Origin of the sequence: Ciceribacter azotifigens (assembly GCF_048159625.1) — a bacterium.
Taxonomy (GTDB): Bacteria; Pseudomonadota; Alphaproteobacteria; order Rhizobiales; family Rhizobiaceae; genus Allorhizobium; species Allorhizobium azotifigens.
The window spans coordinates 95,474-110,199 of record NZ_JBLQTA010000001.1; the positions used below are offsets into that span (position 1 = coordinate 95,474).

A 14,726-nucleotide genomic window follows, 5' to 3' on the forward strand; every position below is an offset into this window, starting at 1 on the left:
GAATGCCCCTGGACTGGGACAAGCTGCGCATTTTTCATGCGGCAGCGGAGGCGGGTTCGTTCACGCACGCGGCGGACAAGCTCCATCTGTCCCAGTCGGCGATCAGCCGCCAGGTCAGCGCGCTGGAACAGGAGGTCGGCGTCAAGCTCTTCCACCGCCACGCGCGCGGCCTCATCCTCACCGAGCAGGGCGAACTTCTCTACCGCACCGCCCACGACGTGCTGCTGAAGCTCGAAACGGTGAAGATGCAGCTCACCGAGACGACGGAGAAGCCGAGCGGCAAGCTCCGCGTCACGACGACCGTCGGGCTCGGCCAGGGCTGGCTCACCGACAAGATCCAGGAGTTCCTGCAGCTCTATCCCGACATGTCGATCCAGCTCATCCTCGACAACGAGGAGCTGGACGTAAACATGCGCCATGCCGACTGCGCAATCCGCCTGCGTCAGCCGCAGCAGTCGGACCTCATCCAGCGCAAGCTGTTCACGGTGCACATGCACGTCTATGCCGCGCCCTCCTACATCAACCGCTACGGCGAGCCGCAGTCGATCGAGGATCTCGACAACCACCGCATCATCACCTTCGGGGAGCCGGCGCCGAACTACCTGCTCGACGTCAACTGGCTGGAAGTCGCCGGCCGCAGCTCGGACAATCCGCGCCAGCCGCACCTGCAGATCAACAGTCTCACCTCGATCAAGCGCGCCTGCCTGCTCGGCATCGGCATCGCGATGCTGCCGGACTATATCGTCGGCCGCGATCCAGGGCTGTTGCAGCTCGTGACCAGCGCCGACGTGCCGTCCTTCGACACCTATTTCTGCTATCCCGACGAGATGAAAAACGCGGCAAAGCTGAAAGCCTTCCGTGATTTCATCGTCGCGAAGGCCAGAAACTGGAACTTCTAATTCACGCGCTGCGTGCGGACTGCCGCAGGTCTGCAACACGTGCATGACAGACATGCATTATAATGCATTGTTCACTGCACAAATAACGACCATATCGCACTCAGCTGATGCACACGGTGGCTTTTCCTCCCAGTTCCACCGCACCAGCTGTTCCCCTCTGGAGGTTTTTTGACCTTCACACTTATAGGGCCCTGGAGCGATCCGGTGGCCCTTTTTTTTGTCCTGTTCCGCCAGGTCCCCGCTGGGAATATCTCGTATTTTCGAAAGATATCGCATTCGCGGGTGTTGAATCTCGGGCGCAGGCTTATATTTCAACGCGTGAGACGGAAGACACGGAACGGACAGAAATGAACCTCGACGAAGTCCTCAAAGCGCTTGCACACCCGACCAGGGTCGAAATGCTGACATGGCTGAAGAATCCGCACGATCACTTCGAAGCTCAACAGCACCCCTTCGAGGTCGGTGTCAGCGCCGGACAGTTCGAGCGTTGCGGCCTGTCGCAGTCGACCGTCTCGGCCCACCTCTCGACGCTGCAGAGGGCGGGCCTGCTCTCCTCCACCCGCATCGGCCAGTGGGTCTTCTACAAGCGCAACGAGGAAACCATCGGCGCGTTCCTGAAGGCTATTGCCTCGAGACTCTGATACCGCCATTCTCCGCTGGCGACGCTCGCCCGCCTTCCTCCCAACGGCAGACGAACGCCTCTCATCTTCCCGAAAGGCACCCCTCCCATGACCATGCTTTTTGATCCGATCCAGCTCGGAGACATGCTTCTGCCCAATCGCATCGCGATGGCGCCGCTTACCCGCAACCGCTCGCCGGGCGCAATCCCGAACGACCTCAACGTGACCTATTACGTCCAGCGCGCGACGGCAGGCCTGCTGGTCAGCGAGGGGACCGCGATCACCCAGCAGGGCCAGGGCTACGCGCACGTGCCGGGGCTCTACAAGCCGGAAGCACTCGCCGGCTGGCGGAAGGTGACGGATGCTGTTCATGAGGCGGGCGGCCATATCGCCGTCCAGCTCTGGCATGTCGGCCGCGTCTCCCACACCTCGCTGCAGCCGGGCGGTGCCGCACCGGTTGCCCCGTCCGCGATCCGCGCCAAGTCGAAGACCTACGTCATCGGCGAGGACGGCAGCGGCGCGTTCGTCGACACGTCCGAGCCGCGCGCGCTCGAGCTTTCGGAAATCCCCGGCATCGTCGAGGACTACCGGCGTGCTGCCCGCGACGCGATGGATTGCGGCTTCGACGCGGTGGAGATCCATGGCGCCAACGGCTACCTGATCGACCAGTTCCTGCGCTCCGGCACCAACCACCGCACCGACGCCTATGGCGGATCGATCGAGAACCGCGTTCGGTTCGCGCTCGAGGTCGTGGAGGCCGTGACGAAGGAAATCGGCGGCAACCGTACCGGCATCCGCATCTCGCCGGTGACACCGGCCAACGACGCATTCGACCCGGACCCGCAGCCGCTCTTCAACCATCTCGTCGAACGGTTCGCCGCGTTCGACCTCGCCTTCATCCATGTGATCGAAGGGGCAACCGGCGGCGACCGCGATTTCCGGCAGGGCGACAAGCCGTTCGACTGGGCCGGACTGAAGGCAGCGCATCGCCGCAAGGGCGGCAAGGCGGTCTGGATGACCAACAACGCCTATGACCGGGCGAGCGCCATGGAGGCCGTGGCGAGCGGCTATGCCGACATGGTCTCTTTCGGCCGGGAATACATCGCCAATCCGGACCTGGTGCGGCGCCTGAAGGAGAACGCCGAACTCAACACGCCGAACCGCGCCACCTTCTACGGCGGCGGCGCTGAAGGCTATACGGACTACCCCTTCCTCGACTGAAAAGGGCATTGCCCCGCGGCGTCTGCTGCGGGGCTCCTTCCTCAACGGTCAGGCGCGGGCGGTTTCAGGCAGCAGGCCGGCTGCCTGCTTCGGTTTCGGCAGGCAGCCGAGGCTTGCGAGGGTCTCGGTGACGGCAAGATCGAGGGGCGTATGCGGCTCGGCGCCGAGTACCTCGAGGAGACGACGGTTGCTCATCCGCAGCGGCACCTGCCAGAGATAGCGCATCTCCAGGACTTCCCGGAAGAGCGGGACGAAGGGCGAAGCGAGACGCACGAAGAACCACGGGAAGCGCCGGATCGGCAGCCGGGGCTGCCCGACGGCACGGCGGATCGCTTCGGCAAGCTGCAGCCCGTCCGCATCGAAGACACCCTCCGTATGGAAACGTGCGAATGGCGGCAGACGGTCGGCGCGCTCGACGAGCTGCATCATTGTTTCCGCGACGTCCGGCAGATAGGCCCACTGGTGACCGACACCGGGCGCGCCGGGCAGCGTGACGGCTTTTACCGGCGCGCCGGGCTTGACCAGCCCCTGGGCGAACCAGTTGTTGCCGGCGCCGGGTCCGAAGAAGTCCCCTGCCCTGACGATGATCACCAGCACGCCGCCGGTGGCGGCCGCTTCGAGACGTTCTTCGAGCGCAACGCGGATCTTTCCCTTCACGGTCACCGGCCGCTGAGGGCTCTCCTCGTCGAGGTCCGGGAAGCTCTCGGGACCGAAATTGTAGACGGTACCGGGCATCACGATGCGAGCGCCAGCCGCCTTCGCCGCGGCGATCGTGTTGTCGATCATCGGCAGCACCAGACGCGCCCAGTCGCGGTAGCCGGGCGGATTGACGGCATGCACGATCAGCGAGACGCCTTCCGCCGTGCGAACGACGTCGGCGCGGCTCATCGCGTCGCCCTGCCGCCAGTCGATCGTGGGATTGCGCGCCGCGATCGCCTTCGCATTCCTGTGCAGCGCGCGGACGCGGTAGCCGCGTCCCGCGAGCTTCGCGGCCATGGCGCCGCCGATCCCGCCCGTCGCCCCCAGCACCAGCGCCGTCGGTCGTGAAATCAGGTCCTCTGTCATGACATTGCTCCGTGTGTTGTTCTGATGACTGGAGGATGCACGGAGAAGGCGATATACGGAATTGCGATATTTTCTTCAGTTGATATACATAAATGTATGAACAAGACGACGCCGCGATGCCGCGTCGCCTTCGACGCGCTCGTGAAGGGATTACTCGCCTATATTGCGGGGAAATAGCAGACAGATCCGGCGTTTGCGCAGAACCTCGCCGCCTCGGAAAACGCTGTCATCGGGGGTGAGCTGATGTCGCCATTTCCTTGATACGACTCGATGGCAAGGCCGGATCGCGAGGGCAATCGTGGCGTCGCCCGCTGCGAGACCGAAGGCACGGCATCGGGTCGTCGGCTCGACTAGACGGAAGCTTCGCCGGGACGGAACCGGTCTATGATCTCGACCTCCGGCCGGTCGCCACCGTCGCTGTACTCTTCACGCCACTTGCCGGACTCGTCCTGGTAGCTGATCTCGACCGGCTCGTCGCCGACCTGCTGTTCCTGGACCACGATACGAACGGCTTCGAGCGCCTCGTCGTGGCTGGCGAAGGTCTCCGAATAAACCTCGCCAAGCTTGTACGCCCATCCACCGTCGTGCGGCACGATTTCGTAGGTGACCTTGGCCATGCATGTCTCCTGGATGCGTTTTCTCGCCCACGGCACTATCTCATCAAAGCCGCCGATCTGCAAACCGGGGCGGCGGCACGAGGATCATGTTACGCCGAAAACGCTTTGTCCGGAACAGCTTGCAACGGGCCTGCGGCGGTAGGACGCTCCTCCTCCGCCCGGCGTGCGGGAAACGACATCACTTCCGCGCGAGCGCCTGGAACCTTCGGTCCGCACCGTCGTTTCCCCGGTCAGCCCTCGTGGCCATCGGCGTGTTGCGCCGCAATGTGACCAAAATGAACGACAACAACGCTTCCGCGCCGGGCGGGGCGAAGCGAGTCGGGAGCACAGCTATTGAAGAGACTGGACCTCATCGACGGCATGCGAGGCTACTTCCTCGTCTTCATGCTGCTCAACCATCTGGTTTTCGCCGGCGGGCTGTGGCTCGTCCAGATCAACCACCGTAACCTCGCCTTCGTGGAGGATGCCCAAGGCTTCGTCTTCCTCTCCGGGCTGCTGTCCGGGATGGTCTATGCGCGCAAGATGATGAAGAGCGGCTATGCCGTCGGTCGCGACAAGCTGTGGGCGCGCGCACTGGAACTCTATCGTTACGCAATGGGCATCGTGCTCGTGATCCTGGCGCTGCAACTCATGCTTCCCGGCGCATCCGTGATCTGGAAGGACTGGCTCGGCGGCACCCGGCTCGACGACCCGTTGCGGCTCGGGACGATCGCCGGCTTCCTGTTTCAGCCAACCTTCATGGACATCCTGCCGCAATACATCATCTACATGGTGGCGGCACCGGTCGTGATCTGGCTCTGCATCGCCGGCCGCTGGAGGACCGTCGCCATCGCCTCGCTGCTGGTCTGGATGACCGCTCAGCTCGGCCTGCACCGGCTCGTCACCTATCCGCTCGACGGCTGGCTCGGCGCCTCCCCGCAGAAGGAAGGCATCCGCGCGAGCTTCAATCTGCTCGGCTGGCAGATCGTCTTCTTCGCCGGGATCATCGCCGGCTCGCTGACCTCGATGAAGAAGGTCGAGTGGAAGGAGGTCTTTCATCCCGACCATACCTTCCTCGCCAAGATGGCACTGGCGGTCTGCCTGTTCTTCCTGCCGCTGAGACTGGTGACGGCGCACGGCCTGATGCCGGGCATCGTTCTGGAGAAATTCGGGCTGATGGAGGTCCGTGCCGATTTCGGGCCGGTATACCTTTTGAACTTCGCCGCCGCCGCCTATGGCGTGGCCTGGCTGCTGATTGCCGGTCCTCGCCACGATCACGCGGTGATCCGCCGGAGCGCCTCGATACTGACCGGCATCTTCTCGCTGCGCTACCTGCAGCTCCTCGGCCGCCATTCCCTGCAGATCTATGTCTGGCACGTCCTGATCGTCTACATGATCTTCTACATGGACGGGCGAACCGAAGAACTGACGCAGCTCACCAAGACGATAATCGCGCTCGGATCGCTGGCACTGCTGAGCCTGCCGGCCCTCTGGCGGGAACGCGACCGCTTCCTCGGGCCGCCGTCAAGCCCTGCGCCGAGCGTTGCGGGCTGACATTCCTGAAGTCCAAACAAAAAGGGCGGAGCCGCAAGGCCCCGCTCTTTCCGGTTCTTTTCGTCCGGCCGATTACCTGCAGTCGGCGCAGAAGCGCTGGATCCGGTGGCAGGCCTCTTCCAGCTTGTCGTTCGAGGTCGCGTAGGAGACGCGGAAGTTCGGGCCGAGGCCGAAGGACGAGCCGTGAACGGTCGCGACACCTTCGGTGGCGAGCAGTTCCATGACGAAGTCCTCGTCGGTCGCGATGACCTTGCCCGAGGGAGCCTTCTTGCCGATCAGCGCCGCGCAGGACGGGTAGACGTAGAAGGCGCCTTCCGGCTTCGGGCAGACGAGGCCGTTCGCCTGGTTCAGCATCGAAACGACCAGATCGCGGCGCTCCTCGAAGGCCTTCTTGCTCATCGGGATGAAGTCCTGCGGACCGTTGAGGGCCTCGACGGCGGCCCACTGGGCGATCGAGCAGGCACCGGAGGTCTGCTGGCCCTGGATCATGTCCATCGCCTTGATGAGCTCGATCGGGCCGGCGGCGTAGCCAATACGCCAGCCGGTCATCGCATAGGCCTTGGAGACGCCGTTCATGGTGAGCGTGCGGTCGTAAAGGCCGGGCTCGACCTGGGCCGGGGTGTAATAGACGAAATCGCCGAACACCAGATGCTCGTACATGTCGTCCGTCAGCACCCAGACATGCGGGTGCCGCATCAGGACGTCGGTCAGCGCCTTGAGTTCGTCATAGCTGTAGGCGGCGCCCGACGGGTTCGACGGCGAGTTGAACATGAACCACTTGGTCTTCGGCGTGATCGCCTTTTCCAGCTGCTCGGCCGTCAGCTTGAAATTGTTCTCGATCGTCGTCTTGACGAAGACCGGCGTGCCGCCGCAAAGCGCGATCATTTCCGGATACGACACCCAGTAGGGCGCCGGGATGACGACTTCATCCCCTGCATTGATCGTCGCCATGAAGGCGTTGAAGAGAATCTGCTTTCCGCCCGTGCCGACGATCGTCTGGCTCGGCTTGTAGTCCAGCCCGTTCTCGCGCTTGAACTTGGCGGCAATCGCCTCGCGCAGCGGCTGGATGCCGGAAACCGGCGTGTACTTCGTCTCGCCGCGCTGGATCGCCGCGATCGCTGCATCCTTGATATTCTGCGGCGTGTCGAAGTCCGGCTCGCCGACGGACAGCGAAATCACATCCTTGCCCTGGGCTTTGAGATCCCGGGCCATCTGCGTGACGGCAATGGTCGCGGAAGGCTTGATGCGCGAAAGGGCGTCGGCCAGAAATGCCATGATTTGTGTGTCCTGAAGCTGTTGAACGGGGGAACCACGACGTGCAGGGCTCCAGGTCCAAGTTCTATGGCGAAATCACCCCGCTGTTTCAAGCCCAATCCGGCCACAGTGTCGCGAAAACGCAAGGCTGGCGGGACCGCCGCGCGATTAATCGGCAGGTAAGCCTTCCACGATAAAACGGAAGCATGCGGGCAGAATTTCATCCGTGCGGGCCGTTCTGAATGACCACAGCGAGCATCTTCAACAACCTGGTCCGGGGCGAGGACGGTGCATGGTCGACCGTCTATGGTCCTTTCGTCCTCAGATGCGCGCTGCAACCCGTCTTCCGCCAGCTCTCCCCGAAGGTACTCGACATCCATTCCTTCCAGGGTCTGGTGCGTGCCGAGCGCAACGGCGAACCCTTCGCACCGGCACACTTCTTCCCGCTCGTGGAGCTGAATGACCTTCCGGAAATCGAGAGCCTGCTTCGGACCATCCACATCCTGAATGCCGGCCTGCTGCACAGAAAGCGGGCCATGACCCTCATCAGCTTCAACCCGGCGCTTTATCCGGACCCGACGCGCCTGCGCGTCGAATTCGACCGCATCCGCCTGGCGGCTCACAGCGCCGGCATGGAGCCCGATCGCATCATCTGCGACATCTCCGGCGCATCCGGCATCGAGCTGCCGCGACTGACGCGCCATGTCGACCGCCTCAAGGAAGCCGGCTTCCGCGTTTCCCTCACCGACCACGGCGCCGGCGACACTGACATCGAGCGGGTCCGCACCCTGCGACCCGACTTCGTGCGTCTCGACGGCGACTGGGTGCGCGACTACATGCACAATTCCGCGGGTTTCGCGTTACTGCGCGTGGTCGTGCGGAAACTCTCCGAGCACGGCACCGAGACGATCCTCGAACGGCTCGAGGAGCTGTGGCAGGTTGATGTCTGCGAGGAACTCGGCGTGTCGCTGATGCAGGGCTATGCGCTTGCAAGGCCCGAGATCGCGCCGACGAATTTCAACGCGGAGTATCCCGAGATCATCCTTCCGCTCGCCGACCGCGATACGGAACTGCCGATGCCGGTTCAGTCCGCGCCCCCGGCGACAGGTCACGCCGTCGCGAAGGCGGGACCCCAGCGGCCGGCCCCGGTTTTCGGCAAGCGTCGCAACTGACGGCAGCGACACCCGCGCGCTGTTTACGAGGCGTTAAGCCTGCCGCGCAATTGCCGCGGAAAGACACACCTGCGCCACATTCCCGTCCCGGAGAAGTCCATAAAGGCGGCGCACTCTCTGGATGGAACCGGCGAACAGGACGCCGGCATCCGCGAAAGTATCCGCCTCCCCGTTTGCGAAGTCCTTCTGCCGATTGCGGATCGGCCGGGAGCTTCATGGCCGGGAGGCAAAGAGCGTCCCGAGGGCTTCTGTCATGCTGATCGACAACGATGAAAAGGCCGCACGCAAGGGCATCCGCGCGAGCGCCGCAACCATTCTTCTCACCGCGGGCCTTCTCCTCGGATCGGGACCCGGCCTCGCGCCGCTACCGGCGAGCGCCGCGGAGGCGGACCTCGCCCCCGGCGCGGCGGCCCCGTCAGCCTTGCGAGCCGCGGAGGCGATCGTCGCGCCGGAACCGGAAGTCTCTCCGCTCACCACCGGCTCGATCACGGCCGTCGTCCGGCCGGAGAGCGCCGGGATTGCCGGATCGATCGACCGGCGCGTGCTGATGGTCCTGATGATGGTCGGCTTCGTGGGGATGGCGTCGGCCAGCATCACGTTCTGGCGCCGCAGCATTCGTGACGTCATCCAGGCGGAGCGGAGGCGCCGCGGGTGGTAGAGCGCCGTCACCGGCTCGTGACCGGTGACGATCTTGCCAATCGGGCGCAACCTTCCGATATTCCGCATGAGAGAGGCGGGAAAGAACGGGAGGTATCATGCGCATCAGACGGTTATTCGACACGCGAATATTGGCCGTTGTCACGCCGCTGCTCGGTCTCGCCGCCTCCCCCGCCCTTGCCGAAGAATATCCCTCGCAGAAGGCCTCCCTGGAGGTCACGAAGGTGGCCGGCGGTCTCGACCATCCCTGGACCGTCGAAGTCCTGCCGGACGGGGCCTACATCGTCACGGAGCGGCCGGGACGTCTGCGGATCATCCGCGACGGCAAGGTCGGCGAGCCGGTGTCCGGCCTGCCGAAGCTCTACACCGAAGGACAAGGCGGCCTGCTCGACGTGGCGCTTGCCCCCGACTTTGCAGCCAGCCGCAGGCTCTATTTCACCGCCTCGATCCCCGGTCCCGGCGGACAGGGCACGGCACTCTTCAGCGCCACGCTCTCACCGGACGAGGATCGTCTGGAAGACGTGGCGAAGCTCTTTCAGATGAACCGCTTCACCGAGACCGAAATCCATTTCGGTTCGCGGATCGCGATCGCCGCCGACGGAAGCCTGTTCTTCGGCATCGGCGAGCGGGGCGAGATGGACCGCGCGCAGGACCCGCGGGACCATGCCGGTTCCATCCTCCACATCATGCCCGACGGCGGCATCCCCCGCGACAATCCTTTCGCCAGAAGCGAGACGGCCGCCCGTGAGATCTGGTCGATCGGCCACCGCAATCCCCAGGGGGTCGTCATCGACGCTGCGGATGGAAAGCTCTTCGTCGTCGAGCACGGCGCCCGCGGCGGCGACGAAATCAACGCGGTGACGGCCGGCAAGAACTACGGCTGGCCGGTGATCGCCTACGGCAAGCACTATTCCGGTGCCGAAATCGGCATCGGGCAGGCGGCGGAAGGCTACGAACAGCCGATCTACTACTGGGACCCATCGATCGCACCGGGCGCCATCGACGTCTACCACGGCAAGATGTTTCCCGAATGGGAGGGGAATTTCCTCGTCGCCGCCCTCAAGTATCAGTTGCTTGCGCGCGTCGAGCGCGACGGCAGCGGCGCCCCCACGCATGAAGAGCGGCTGTTCGAGGGAGAATTCGGCAGGTTGAGAGACGTCAAGGTCGCGCCCGATGGCGCGGTGCTGCTCCTGACCGACGAAGACGACGGAACGCTTCTGCGGGTCTCCCGCGCCGGCGCGCCCTGACCCTCGCCGTCCCGCTTGCCGCCCGGGCGGCCTCCTGATAACGCTTGCCGCCATCCGACCTCCCCCGCGAGAGAGCCACGCAATGTCCCGAATTCAGGCCAACCTGGTCTTGCTGCTTGCCGCCGCCATCTGGGGTGGCGGCTTCGTCGCGCAGTCGAGCGCGATGGACATGCTCGGACCGAACTGGTTCAACGGCATTCGCTTCGGCCTCGCCTTCCTCGCCGTCCTGCCCTTCGCCTGGCGCGAGGCACAGAACGCCGACCGGCCGCTAACAAGCGGCGATGTCACTGCATTCGTGGTTATCGGCGCGGTCCTCTTCGTCGCCCAGACGCTGCAGCAGTTCGGCATCAAGACCACCACGGTCACCAATGCGAGCTTCCTCACAGGGCTTTACGTCGTCTTTGTTCCCGCGATCGCTGTTCTCATCCTGCGCCGCAGGCCGCATTGGATTGTCTGGCCCGCGGCGGTGCTGACGCTCCTCGGCATCCTGCTCCTGAGCGGCGGCTCTCTCTCCGGCCTGACCGACGGCGACCTTCTGGTCATGGTCTGCGCCGTGCTCTTCGCCATCCAGATCACCCTGACGCCGATCGCCGTCGGGAAAAGCGACCGGCCGCTTGCGCTCGCCACTCTGCAATTTGGCGTCTGTGCCCTGGGCGGAACCCTCGGCGGTGCGGCGCTGGAACCGATCACAGCCGATGCGATCGCCGGCTCGCTGACGGAAATCCTCTATGCGGGCCTTCTCTCCTCGGGGCTAGCCTTCGTCCTCCAGATCGTCGGCCAGCGCTATACGACGGCGCCGCAGGCAGCGATCTTCCTTTCATCCGAGGCCCTCTTTGGAGCGCTCTTCGGCGCCATCCTGATGGGCGATTCGCTTCCGGCGATTGGCTACGCCGGATGTGCGATCATGTTTGCGGCGATGCTGATGGTGGAACTAGTCCCGGAACTGACACGACGCAGGATGGCAACCGCCTGACGATGTGGACGGCGAGTATTTGATTCCCGACACCCGTCGGACGAGTACTCCCTTCCGTCGCAGTTCTATCGGGCTAGCTCGATATAACCCGTTCGGGTTAGACCGCGAAAACTCGTAAAAATGACGAAGGATTTCAATGAAATCCCATAAAACCTTATGGCTACAATGCGTTGGTCATCCCCGTCTAAAAACTTTCGCTTGCCAATCTTTTATAAAGAAAGCACTGTTGCGCCGTTCGGGCAGTTTTACGAGCACGGGAAGACCTAAAACCAATGCGCTCCGGATGCGCAAAAGATATCCGGGCAACCGAACGGCGAAGCGGTCGAGAGACTGGTTCGGCGTTTTTGGGTGTTTAAAAGGGGTTACTTTCCTCCTGCGTCAAGACGCGCCTGCACCACTCTGAATTGGGGTGAACTTGCAATGCTGCCCGCGATTTCGGGCAGAGAGAAAAGGACCTGACGCATGGCCGAGACTGGCATTGTAAAATTCTTCAATACCGACAAGGGCTTTGGCTTCATTAAGCCCGATAACGGTGGTGCGGACATTTTCGTCCACATTTCCGCTGTTCAAGCTTCCGGACTGACCGGTCTGAGCGAAAACCAGAAAGTTAGCTTCGACACCGAGCCGGACCGTCGCGGCAAGGGCCCGAAGGCGGTCAACCTGCAGATCGCCGGTTGACCTTCACGACGGCTTTCGTCTTCGCGTAGCGGCCCGGCATAACTGCCGGGTTTTTTTATTCAGCTTGTGTTCAGGTCGGTTGCCTTAACTTCTCCTCATCGTCGGATAGACAATGCGAAGAGATTCGCAGACGCAGGAAGGCAACGCCATGAGCAAGTTCGCAAAAATCACCCTCTTGTCGGCAGCGGTCGCGACCGTCGCAGTATCGGTTTCGACGCCCGCATTGGCCGGTCATCGCCACCACCGCAACGATGCAGCGATCATTGCCGGCGTCGTCGGACTGGCGGCCGGTGTTGCTGCGGGCAGCGCGCTCGCCCAGCCGCGTTACGTCGAACCGGACCCGGTCTACGTCGAGCGTCCGCCGGTCTATGTCCAGCCGCAGCCGGCTTATGTCGACGAATATCCGCCGGCGCCGCGCCGCACCTATGTCACCTATGATCTCGAGCCCTGGTCGCCGCAGTGGTACCGCTACTGCTCGGACCGCTATCGCAGCTTCAACCCGCGCTCCGGCACCTATGTCGGCTACGACGGCCGCGAGCATTTCTGCACCGCAGGCTGATCCGGGTTTCAGAGCACGGGAATAACCGATGCGCCGCCTCGCCGGCGCATCGTTCGTTTCAGGGCACCTCAAAGCCCCTGGAGATAAGGGTTCGTGCGCCGTTCCTCGCCAATCCGCCCTCCCGGTCCGTGACCGCAGATGAAGCCGACATCGTCTCCGAGCGGCAGGACCTTGTCCCTGATCGAATTCAGCAGCGTCTGGTGGTCGCCACCCGGCAGGTCGGTGCGGCCGATCGATCCGTTGAAAAGCACGTCCCCGACATGGGCGAAGTTCTGCGCCCTGTTGAAGAAGATGACGTGCCCCGGCGCATGGCCCGGGCAGTGATAGACTTCGAACACGTGCTCGCCAAAGGAAACCTGGTCGCCATCCTTCAGCCAGCGATCGGGGATCACGTTACGCACGGCCATCGGCACGTTGAACATCAGCGCCTGTTTCTCGAGGTTCTGGAGCAAGGGAAGATCGTCCTCGTGCGGGCCGACGACCGGAACGCCGAGGACTTCCCTGAGTTCGTCGGCGCCGCCGGCATGATCGATGTGGCCATGCGTCAGCCAGATTTCCCTGATCGTGATGCCGTTGCGTTCAATAGCTTGCCGGATGACGTCGACATCACCGCCGGGATCGATGACGACGCCTTCCTTCGTCTGCGAATCGAAGAGGATGGTGCAATTCTGCTGAAAGGGTGTGACCGGGATGATTCCGGCCTGCAACTGTCCCATGGCGTACTCTCGAAGCTCCGGTCTCGCCGTTTGTCGGCATGGCGCATAACATGTTTGGCCGAAAACGAAAACCAAGGCCTGCCGGACCAACATGATCGTCCCTATATCGGCAGCACGGCAATCGCCGGCGCCAGAGAACGCTTTCCCACCCCCTGGAAACTGTGCGATGGCGCTATTTCCATTGGTGTTTCCGGTGATCTCCGCTTAGTTTTGGCGGCGATATCGGCACATCGACCCGATGCCTGCCGACGAATGCCGGACGGGCCGAACGAAAGGAAACGACAAAGTGATACGACAGTCTGCGGGCAAGACTGCCAGGAAGGAACTTCCGCAAATGCCGGTCGTCGACGACACGACGATCGATTTCGACACGATCGAGCGCCTGTTCTTCGCCTACCGCGATTTCGTCTCGGACCCGGACGCAATCCTCGCCAAGATCGGTTACGGCCGCGCCCATCACCGCGTCGTCTACTTCGTGAGCCGCCGCCCGGGCATGACGGTCGCTGATCTCCTCGGCATCCTGCAGATCACCAAGCAGAGCCTTGCCCGCGTGCTGAAGGAACTCATCGATTCCGGCTATATCCGCCAGATCGCCGGTCCGGCGGACCGCCGCCAGCGCCGGCTCTATCCGACGCTTGCCGGTCGGGAACTCGCCCTTGCCCTCTCGCAACCGCAATCACTGCGCATATCAAGGGCACTCGAAGGTTTCACCCCCGAGATGAGGGAGGCGGTGAAACGCTTCCTTGAAGGCATGACGCAAACGCCGGCGACCGGCGAGCCGCAGACGTCCGGAGATGAATGAATGGCAAAGAAGACGACGATCATCGCCGACGATGCACCCCACCTCCTCGTGGTCGACGACGATACGCGCATCCGCGACCTGCTCCACCGCTACCTGACGGAACAGGGCTTCCGCATCACCGTCGCGGCGGATGCCGGAGAGGCGCGGCGCAAGCTGGAGGGGCTGAATTTCGACCTTCTGGTCCTCGACGTGATGATGCCCGGTGAATCCGGGCTTTCGCTGACGCGCAGCATCGCCGACGAAAAAGACATCCCGGTGATCCTGCTGACGGCGCGATCCGAGGCGGAATCACGCATCGCCGGGCTCGAAGCGGGCGCCGACGACTATCTCGCCAAGCCCTTCGACCCGCGCGAACTGGTGCTGCGGATTAACAACATCCTGAGGCGAAACGCCGTCGCCGATGCGCCGAAGATCGAGCAGGTCATGTTCGGACCCTACACCTTCTCGCTCTCCCGGCGGGAACTGAAAAAAGCCTCGGAGCTCATTCGCCTGACCGACCGCGAACAGGAGATCATGGTACTCTTCGCCAGCCGCGCCGGCGACACCATCCCCCGCCACGAGCTCGTCGGCAACGACACCGAGGTCGGCGAGCGAACGATCGACGTGCAGATCAACCGGCTGCGCCGCAAGATCGAGGACGATCCGGCCAATCCGGTCTGGCTGCAGACGGTGCGCGGTATCGGCTACCGCCTCAGCATGGACTAGGCGCCGAA

Annotated in this window: 16 protein-coding genes; 12 read left to right on the forward strand and 4 right to left on the reverse strand. The window is 63.4% G+C overall.

The window, feature by feature from the left end; translation table 11 throughout:
• Positions 1 to 2: 2 nt before the first annotated feature.
• The 3 genes from ACM6UT_RS00495 (at position 3) to ACM6UT_RS00505 (ending at position 2,740) form a co-directional block, all read left to right on the forward strand.
• Positions 3 to 899, forward strand: coding sequence for a LysR family transcriptional regulator VtlR (locus ACM6UT_RS00495; RefSeq protein ID WP_416795859.1), 897 nt, complete (start codon positions 3 to 5; stop codon positions 897 to 899).
• Positions 900 to 1,246: 347 nt separating this feature from the next.
• Positions 1,247 to 1,540, forward strand: a complete 294-nt coding sequence (locus ACM6UT_RS00500; protein ID WP_416795419.1) for an ArsR/SmtB family transcription factor — start codon at positions 1,247 to 1,249, stop codon at positions 1,538 to 1,540.
• Positions 1,541 to 1,627: 87 nt separating this feature from the next.
• Complete coding sequence (locus tag ACM6UT_RS00505) at positions 1,628 to 2,740, forward strand: alkene reductase (RefSeq protein ID WP_416795420.1); 1,113 nt, start codon at positions 1,628 to 1,630, stop codon at positions 2,738 to 2,740.
• Between the two features lie 48 nt (positions 2,741 to 2,788).
• Here ACM6UT_RS00505 and ACM6UT_RS00510 read toward each other — a convergent pair whose 3' ends face one another.
• Together ACM6UT_RS00510 and ACM6UT_RS00515 are read right to left on the reverse strand one after the other, a co-directional pair.
• Positions 2,789 to 3,805, reverse strand: coding sequence for an NAD-dependent epimerase/dehydratase family protein (locus ACM6UT_RS00510; RefSeq protein WP_416795421.1), 1,017 nt, complete (start codon positions 3,803 to 3,805; stop codon positions 2,789 to 2,791).
• Positions 3,806 to 4,155: 350 nt separating this feature from the next.
• Positions 4,156 to 4,422, reverse strand: coding sequence for a DUF2188 domain-containing protein (locus ACM6UT_RS00515; protein ID WP_416795422.1), 267 nt, complete (start codon positions 4,420 to 4,422; stop codon positions 4,156 to 4,158).
• A gap of 333 nt (positions 4,423 to 4,755) precedes the next feature.
• Between ACM6UT_RS00515 and ACM6UT_RS00520 the strand changes: the two genes are divergently transcribed.
• Positions 4,756 to 5,955 (forward strand): OpgC family protein, encoded by a 1,200-nt coding sequence (locus ACM6UT_RS00520; protein WP_416795423.1) that lies wholly within the window; start codon positions 4,756 to 4,758, stop codon positions 5,953 to 5,955.
• A 72-nt stretch (positions 5,956 to 6,027) separates the two neighbouring features.
• Here the strand turns inward: ACM6UT_RS00520 and ACM6UT_RS00525 are convergent, their stop codons facing one another.
• The gene (locus tag ACM6UT_RS00525; RefSeq protein ID WP_416795424.1) at positions 6,028 to 7,230 is read right to left on the reverse strand and encodes a pyridoxal phosphate-dependent aminotransferase; all 1,203 of its coding nucleotides are present in this window, start codon (positions 7,228 to 7,230) and stop codon (positions 6,028 to 6,030) included.
• A gap of 221 nt (positions 7,231 to 7,451) precedes the next feature.
• Here ACM6UT_RS00525 and ACM6UT_RS00530 point away from each other — a divergent pair, with 221 nt between their 5' ends.
• The 6 genes from ACM6UT_RS00530 to ACM6UT_RS00555 all read left to right on the forward strand — a co-directional run bounded on the left by ACM6UT_RS00530 (position 7,452) and on the right by ACM6UT_RS00555 (position 12,495).
• Positions 7,452 to 8,381, forward strand: a complete 930-nt coding sequence (locus tag ACM6UT_RS00530; RefSeq protein ID WP_416795425.1) for an EAL domain-containing protein — start codon at positions 7,452 to 7,454, stop codon at positions 8,379 to 8,381.
• Between the two features lie 253 nt (positions 8,382 to 8,634).
• Positions 8,635 to 9,039 (forward strand): hypothetical protein, encoded by a 405-nt coding sequence (locus ACM6UT_RS00535; protein ID WP_416795426.1) that lies wholly within the window; start codon positions 8,635 to 8,637, stop codon positions 9,037 to 9,039.
• A 97-nt stretch (positions 9,040 to 9,136) separates the two neighbouring features.
• Complete coding sequence (locus ACM6UT_RS00540; protein WP_416795427.1) at positions 9,137 to 10,285, forward strand: PQQ-dependent sugar dehydrogenase; 1,149 nt, start codon at positions 9,137 to 9,139, stop codon at positions 10,283 to 10,285.
• 82 nt (positions 10,286 to 10,367) lie between these two features.
• Complete coding sequence (locus tag ACM6UT_RS00545) at positions 10,368 to 11,258, forward strand: DMT family transporter (RefSeq protein ID WP_416795428.1); 891 nt, start codon at positions 10,368 to 10,370, stop codon at positions 11,256 to 11,258.
• Between the two features lie 462 nt (positions 11,259 to 11,720).
• Positions 11,721 to 11,936 carry a cold-shock protein gene (locus ACM6UT_RS00550; RefSeq protein WP_112690789.1) on the forward strand — a complete coding sequence of 72 codons (216 nt, stop codon included), beginning with the start codon at positions 11,721 to 11,723 and terminating at the stop codon, positions 11,934 to 11,936.
• A gap of 148 nt (positions 11,937 to 12,084) precedes the next feature.
• A complete protein-coding gene (locus tag ACM6UT_RS00555; RefSeq protein WP_416795429.1) occupies positions 12,085 to 12,495 on the forward strand; it encodes a BA14K family protein in 411 nt (136 codons plus the stop codon).
• A gap of 68 nt (positions 12,496 to 12,563) precedes the next feature.
• On the opposite strand, the gene ACM6UT_RS00560 is transcribed toward ACM6UT_RS00555, so the two are convergent.
• Positions 12,564 to 13,211, reverse strand: coding sequence for an MBL fold metallo-hydrolase (locus tag ACM6UT_RS00560; protein ID WP_416795430.1), 648 nt, complete (start codon positions 13,209 to 13,211; stop codon positions 12,564 to 12,566).
• 334 nt (positions 13,212 to 13,545) lie between these two features.
• On the opposite strand from ACM6UT_RS00560, the gene ACM6UT_RS00565 reads away from it, so the two are divergent.
• Both ACM6UT_RS00565 and ACM6UT_RS00570 read left to right on the forward strand, forming a co-directional pair.
• On the forward strand, positions 13,546 to 14,013 hold the full coding sequence (locus ACM6UT_RS00565; protein ID WP_416795431.1) for a MarR family winged helix-turn-helix transcriptional regulator: 468 nt from the start codon (positions 13,546 to 13,548) through the stop codon (positions 14,011 to 14,013).
• Complete coding sequence (locus ACM6UT_RS00570) at positions 14,014 to 14,718, forward strand: response regulator (RefSeq protein ID WP_416795432.1); 705 nt, start codon at positions 14,014 to 14,016, stop codon at positions 14,716 to 14,718. It begins immediately after the preceding gene.
• The last annotated feature ends 8 nt before the right edge of the window (positions 14,719 to 14,726 follow it).

Bases quoted from the DNA above. Each gene is read 5' to 3' on its own strand.
- ACM6UT_RS00495 (WP_416795859.1), top strand. From the start codon at position 3: ATGCCCCTGGACTGGGACAAGCTGCGCATTTTTCATGCGGCAGCGGAG.
- ACM6UT_RS00500 (WP_416795419.1), top strand. From the start codon at position 1,247: ATGAACCTCGACGAAGTCCTCAAAGCGCTTGCACACCCGACCAGGGTC.
- ACM6UT_RS00505 (WP_416795420.1), top strand. From the start codon at position 1,628: ATGACCATGCTTTTTGATCCGATCCAGCTCGGAGACATGCTTCTGCCC.
- ACM6UT_RS00510 (WP_416795421.1), bottom strand. From the start codon at position 3,805: ATGACAGAGGACCTGATTTCACGACCGACGGCGCTGGTGCTGGGGGCG.
- ACM6UT_RS00515 (WP_416795422.1), bottom strand. From the start codon at position 4,422: ATGGCCAAGGTCACCTACGAAATCGTGCCGCACGACGGTGGATGGGCG.
- ACM6UT_RS00525 (WP_416795424.1), bottom strand. From the start codon at position 7,230: ATGGCATTTCTGGCCGACGCCCTTTCGCGCATCAAGCCTTCCGCGACC.
- ACM6UT_RS00530 (WP_416795425.1), top strand. From the start codon at position 7,452: ATGACCACAGCGAGCATCTTCAACAACCTGGTCCGGGGCGAGGACGGT.
- ACM6UT_RS00535 (WP_416795426.1), top strand. From the start codon at position 8,635: ATGCTGATCGACAACGATGAAAAGGCCGCACGCAAGGGCATCCGCGCG.
- ACM6UT_RS00540 (WP_416795427.1), top strand. From the start codon at position 9,137: ATGCGCATCAGACGGTTATTCGACACGCGAATATTGGCCGTTGTCACG.
- ACM6UT_RS00545 (WP_416795428.1), top strand. From the start codon at position 10,368: ATGTCCCGAATTCAGGCCAACCTGGTCTTGCTGCTTGCCGCCGCCATC.
- ACM6UT_RS00550 (WP_112690789.1), top strand. From the start codon at position 11,721: ATGGCCGAGACTGGCATTGTAAAATTCTTCAATACCGACAAGGGCTTT.
- ACM6UT_RS00555 (WP_416795429.1), top strand. From the start codon at position 12,085: ATGAGCAAGTTCGCAAAAATCACCCTCTTGTCGGCAGCGGTCGCGACC.
- ACM6UT_RS00560 (WP_416795430.1), bottom strand. From the start codon at position 13,211: ATGGGACAGTTGCAGGCCGGAATCATCCCGGTCACACCCTTTCAGCAG.
- ACM6UT_RS00565 (WP_416795431.1), top strand. From the start codon at position 13,546: ATGCCGGTCGTCGACGACACGACGATCGATTTCGACACGATCGAGCGC.
- ACM6UT_RS00570 (WP_416795432.1), top strand. From the start codon at position 14,014: ATGGCAAAGAAGACGACGATCATCGCCGACGATGCACCCCACCTCCTC.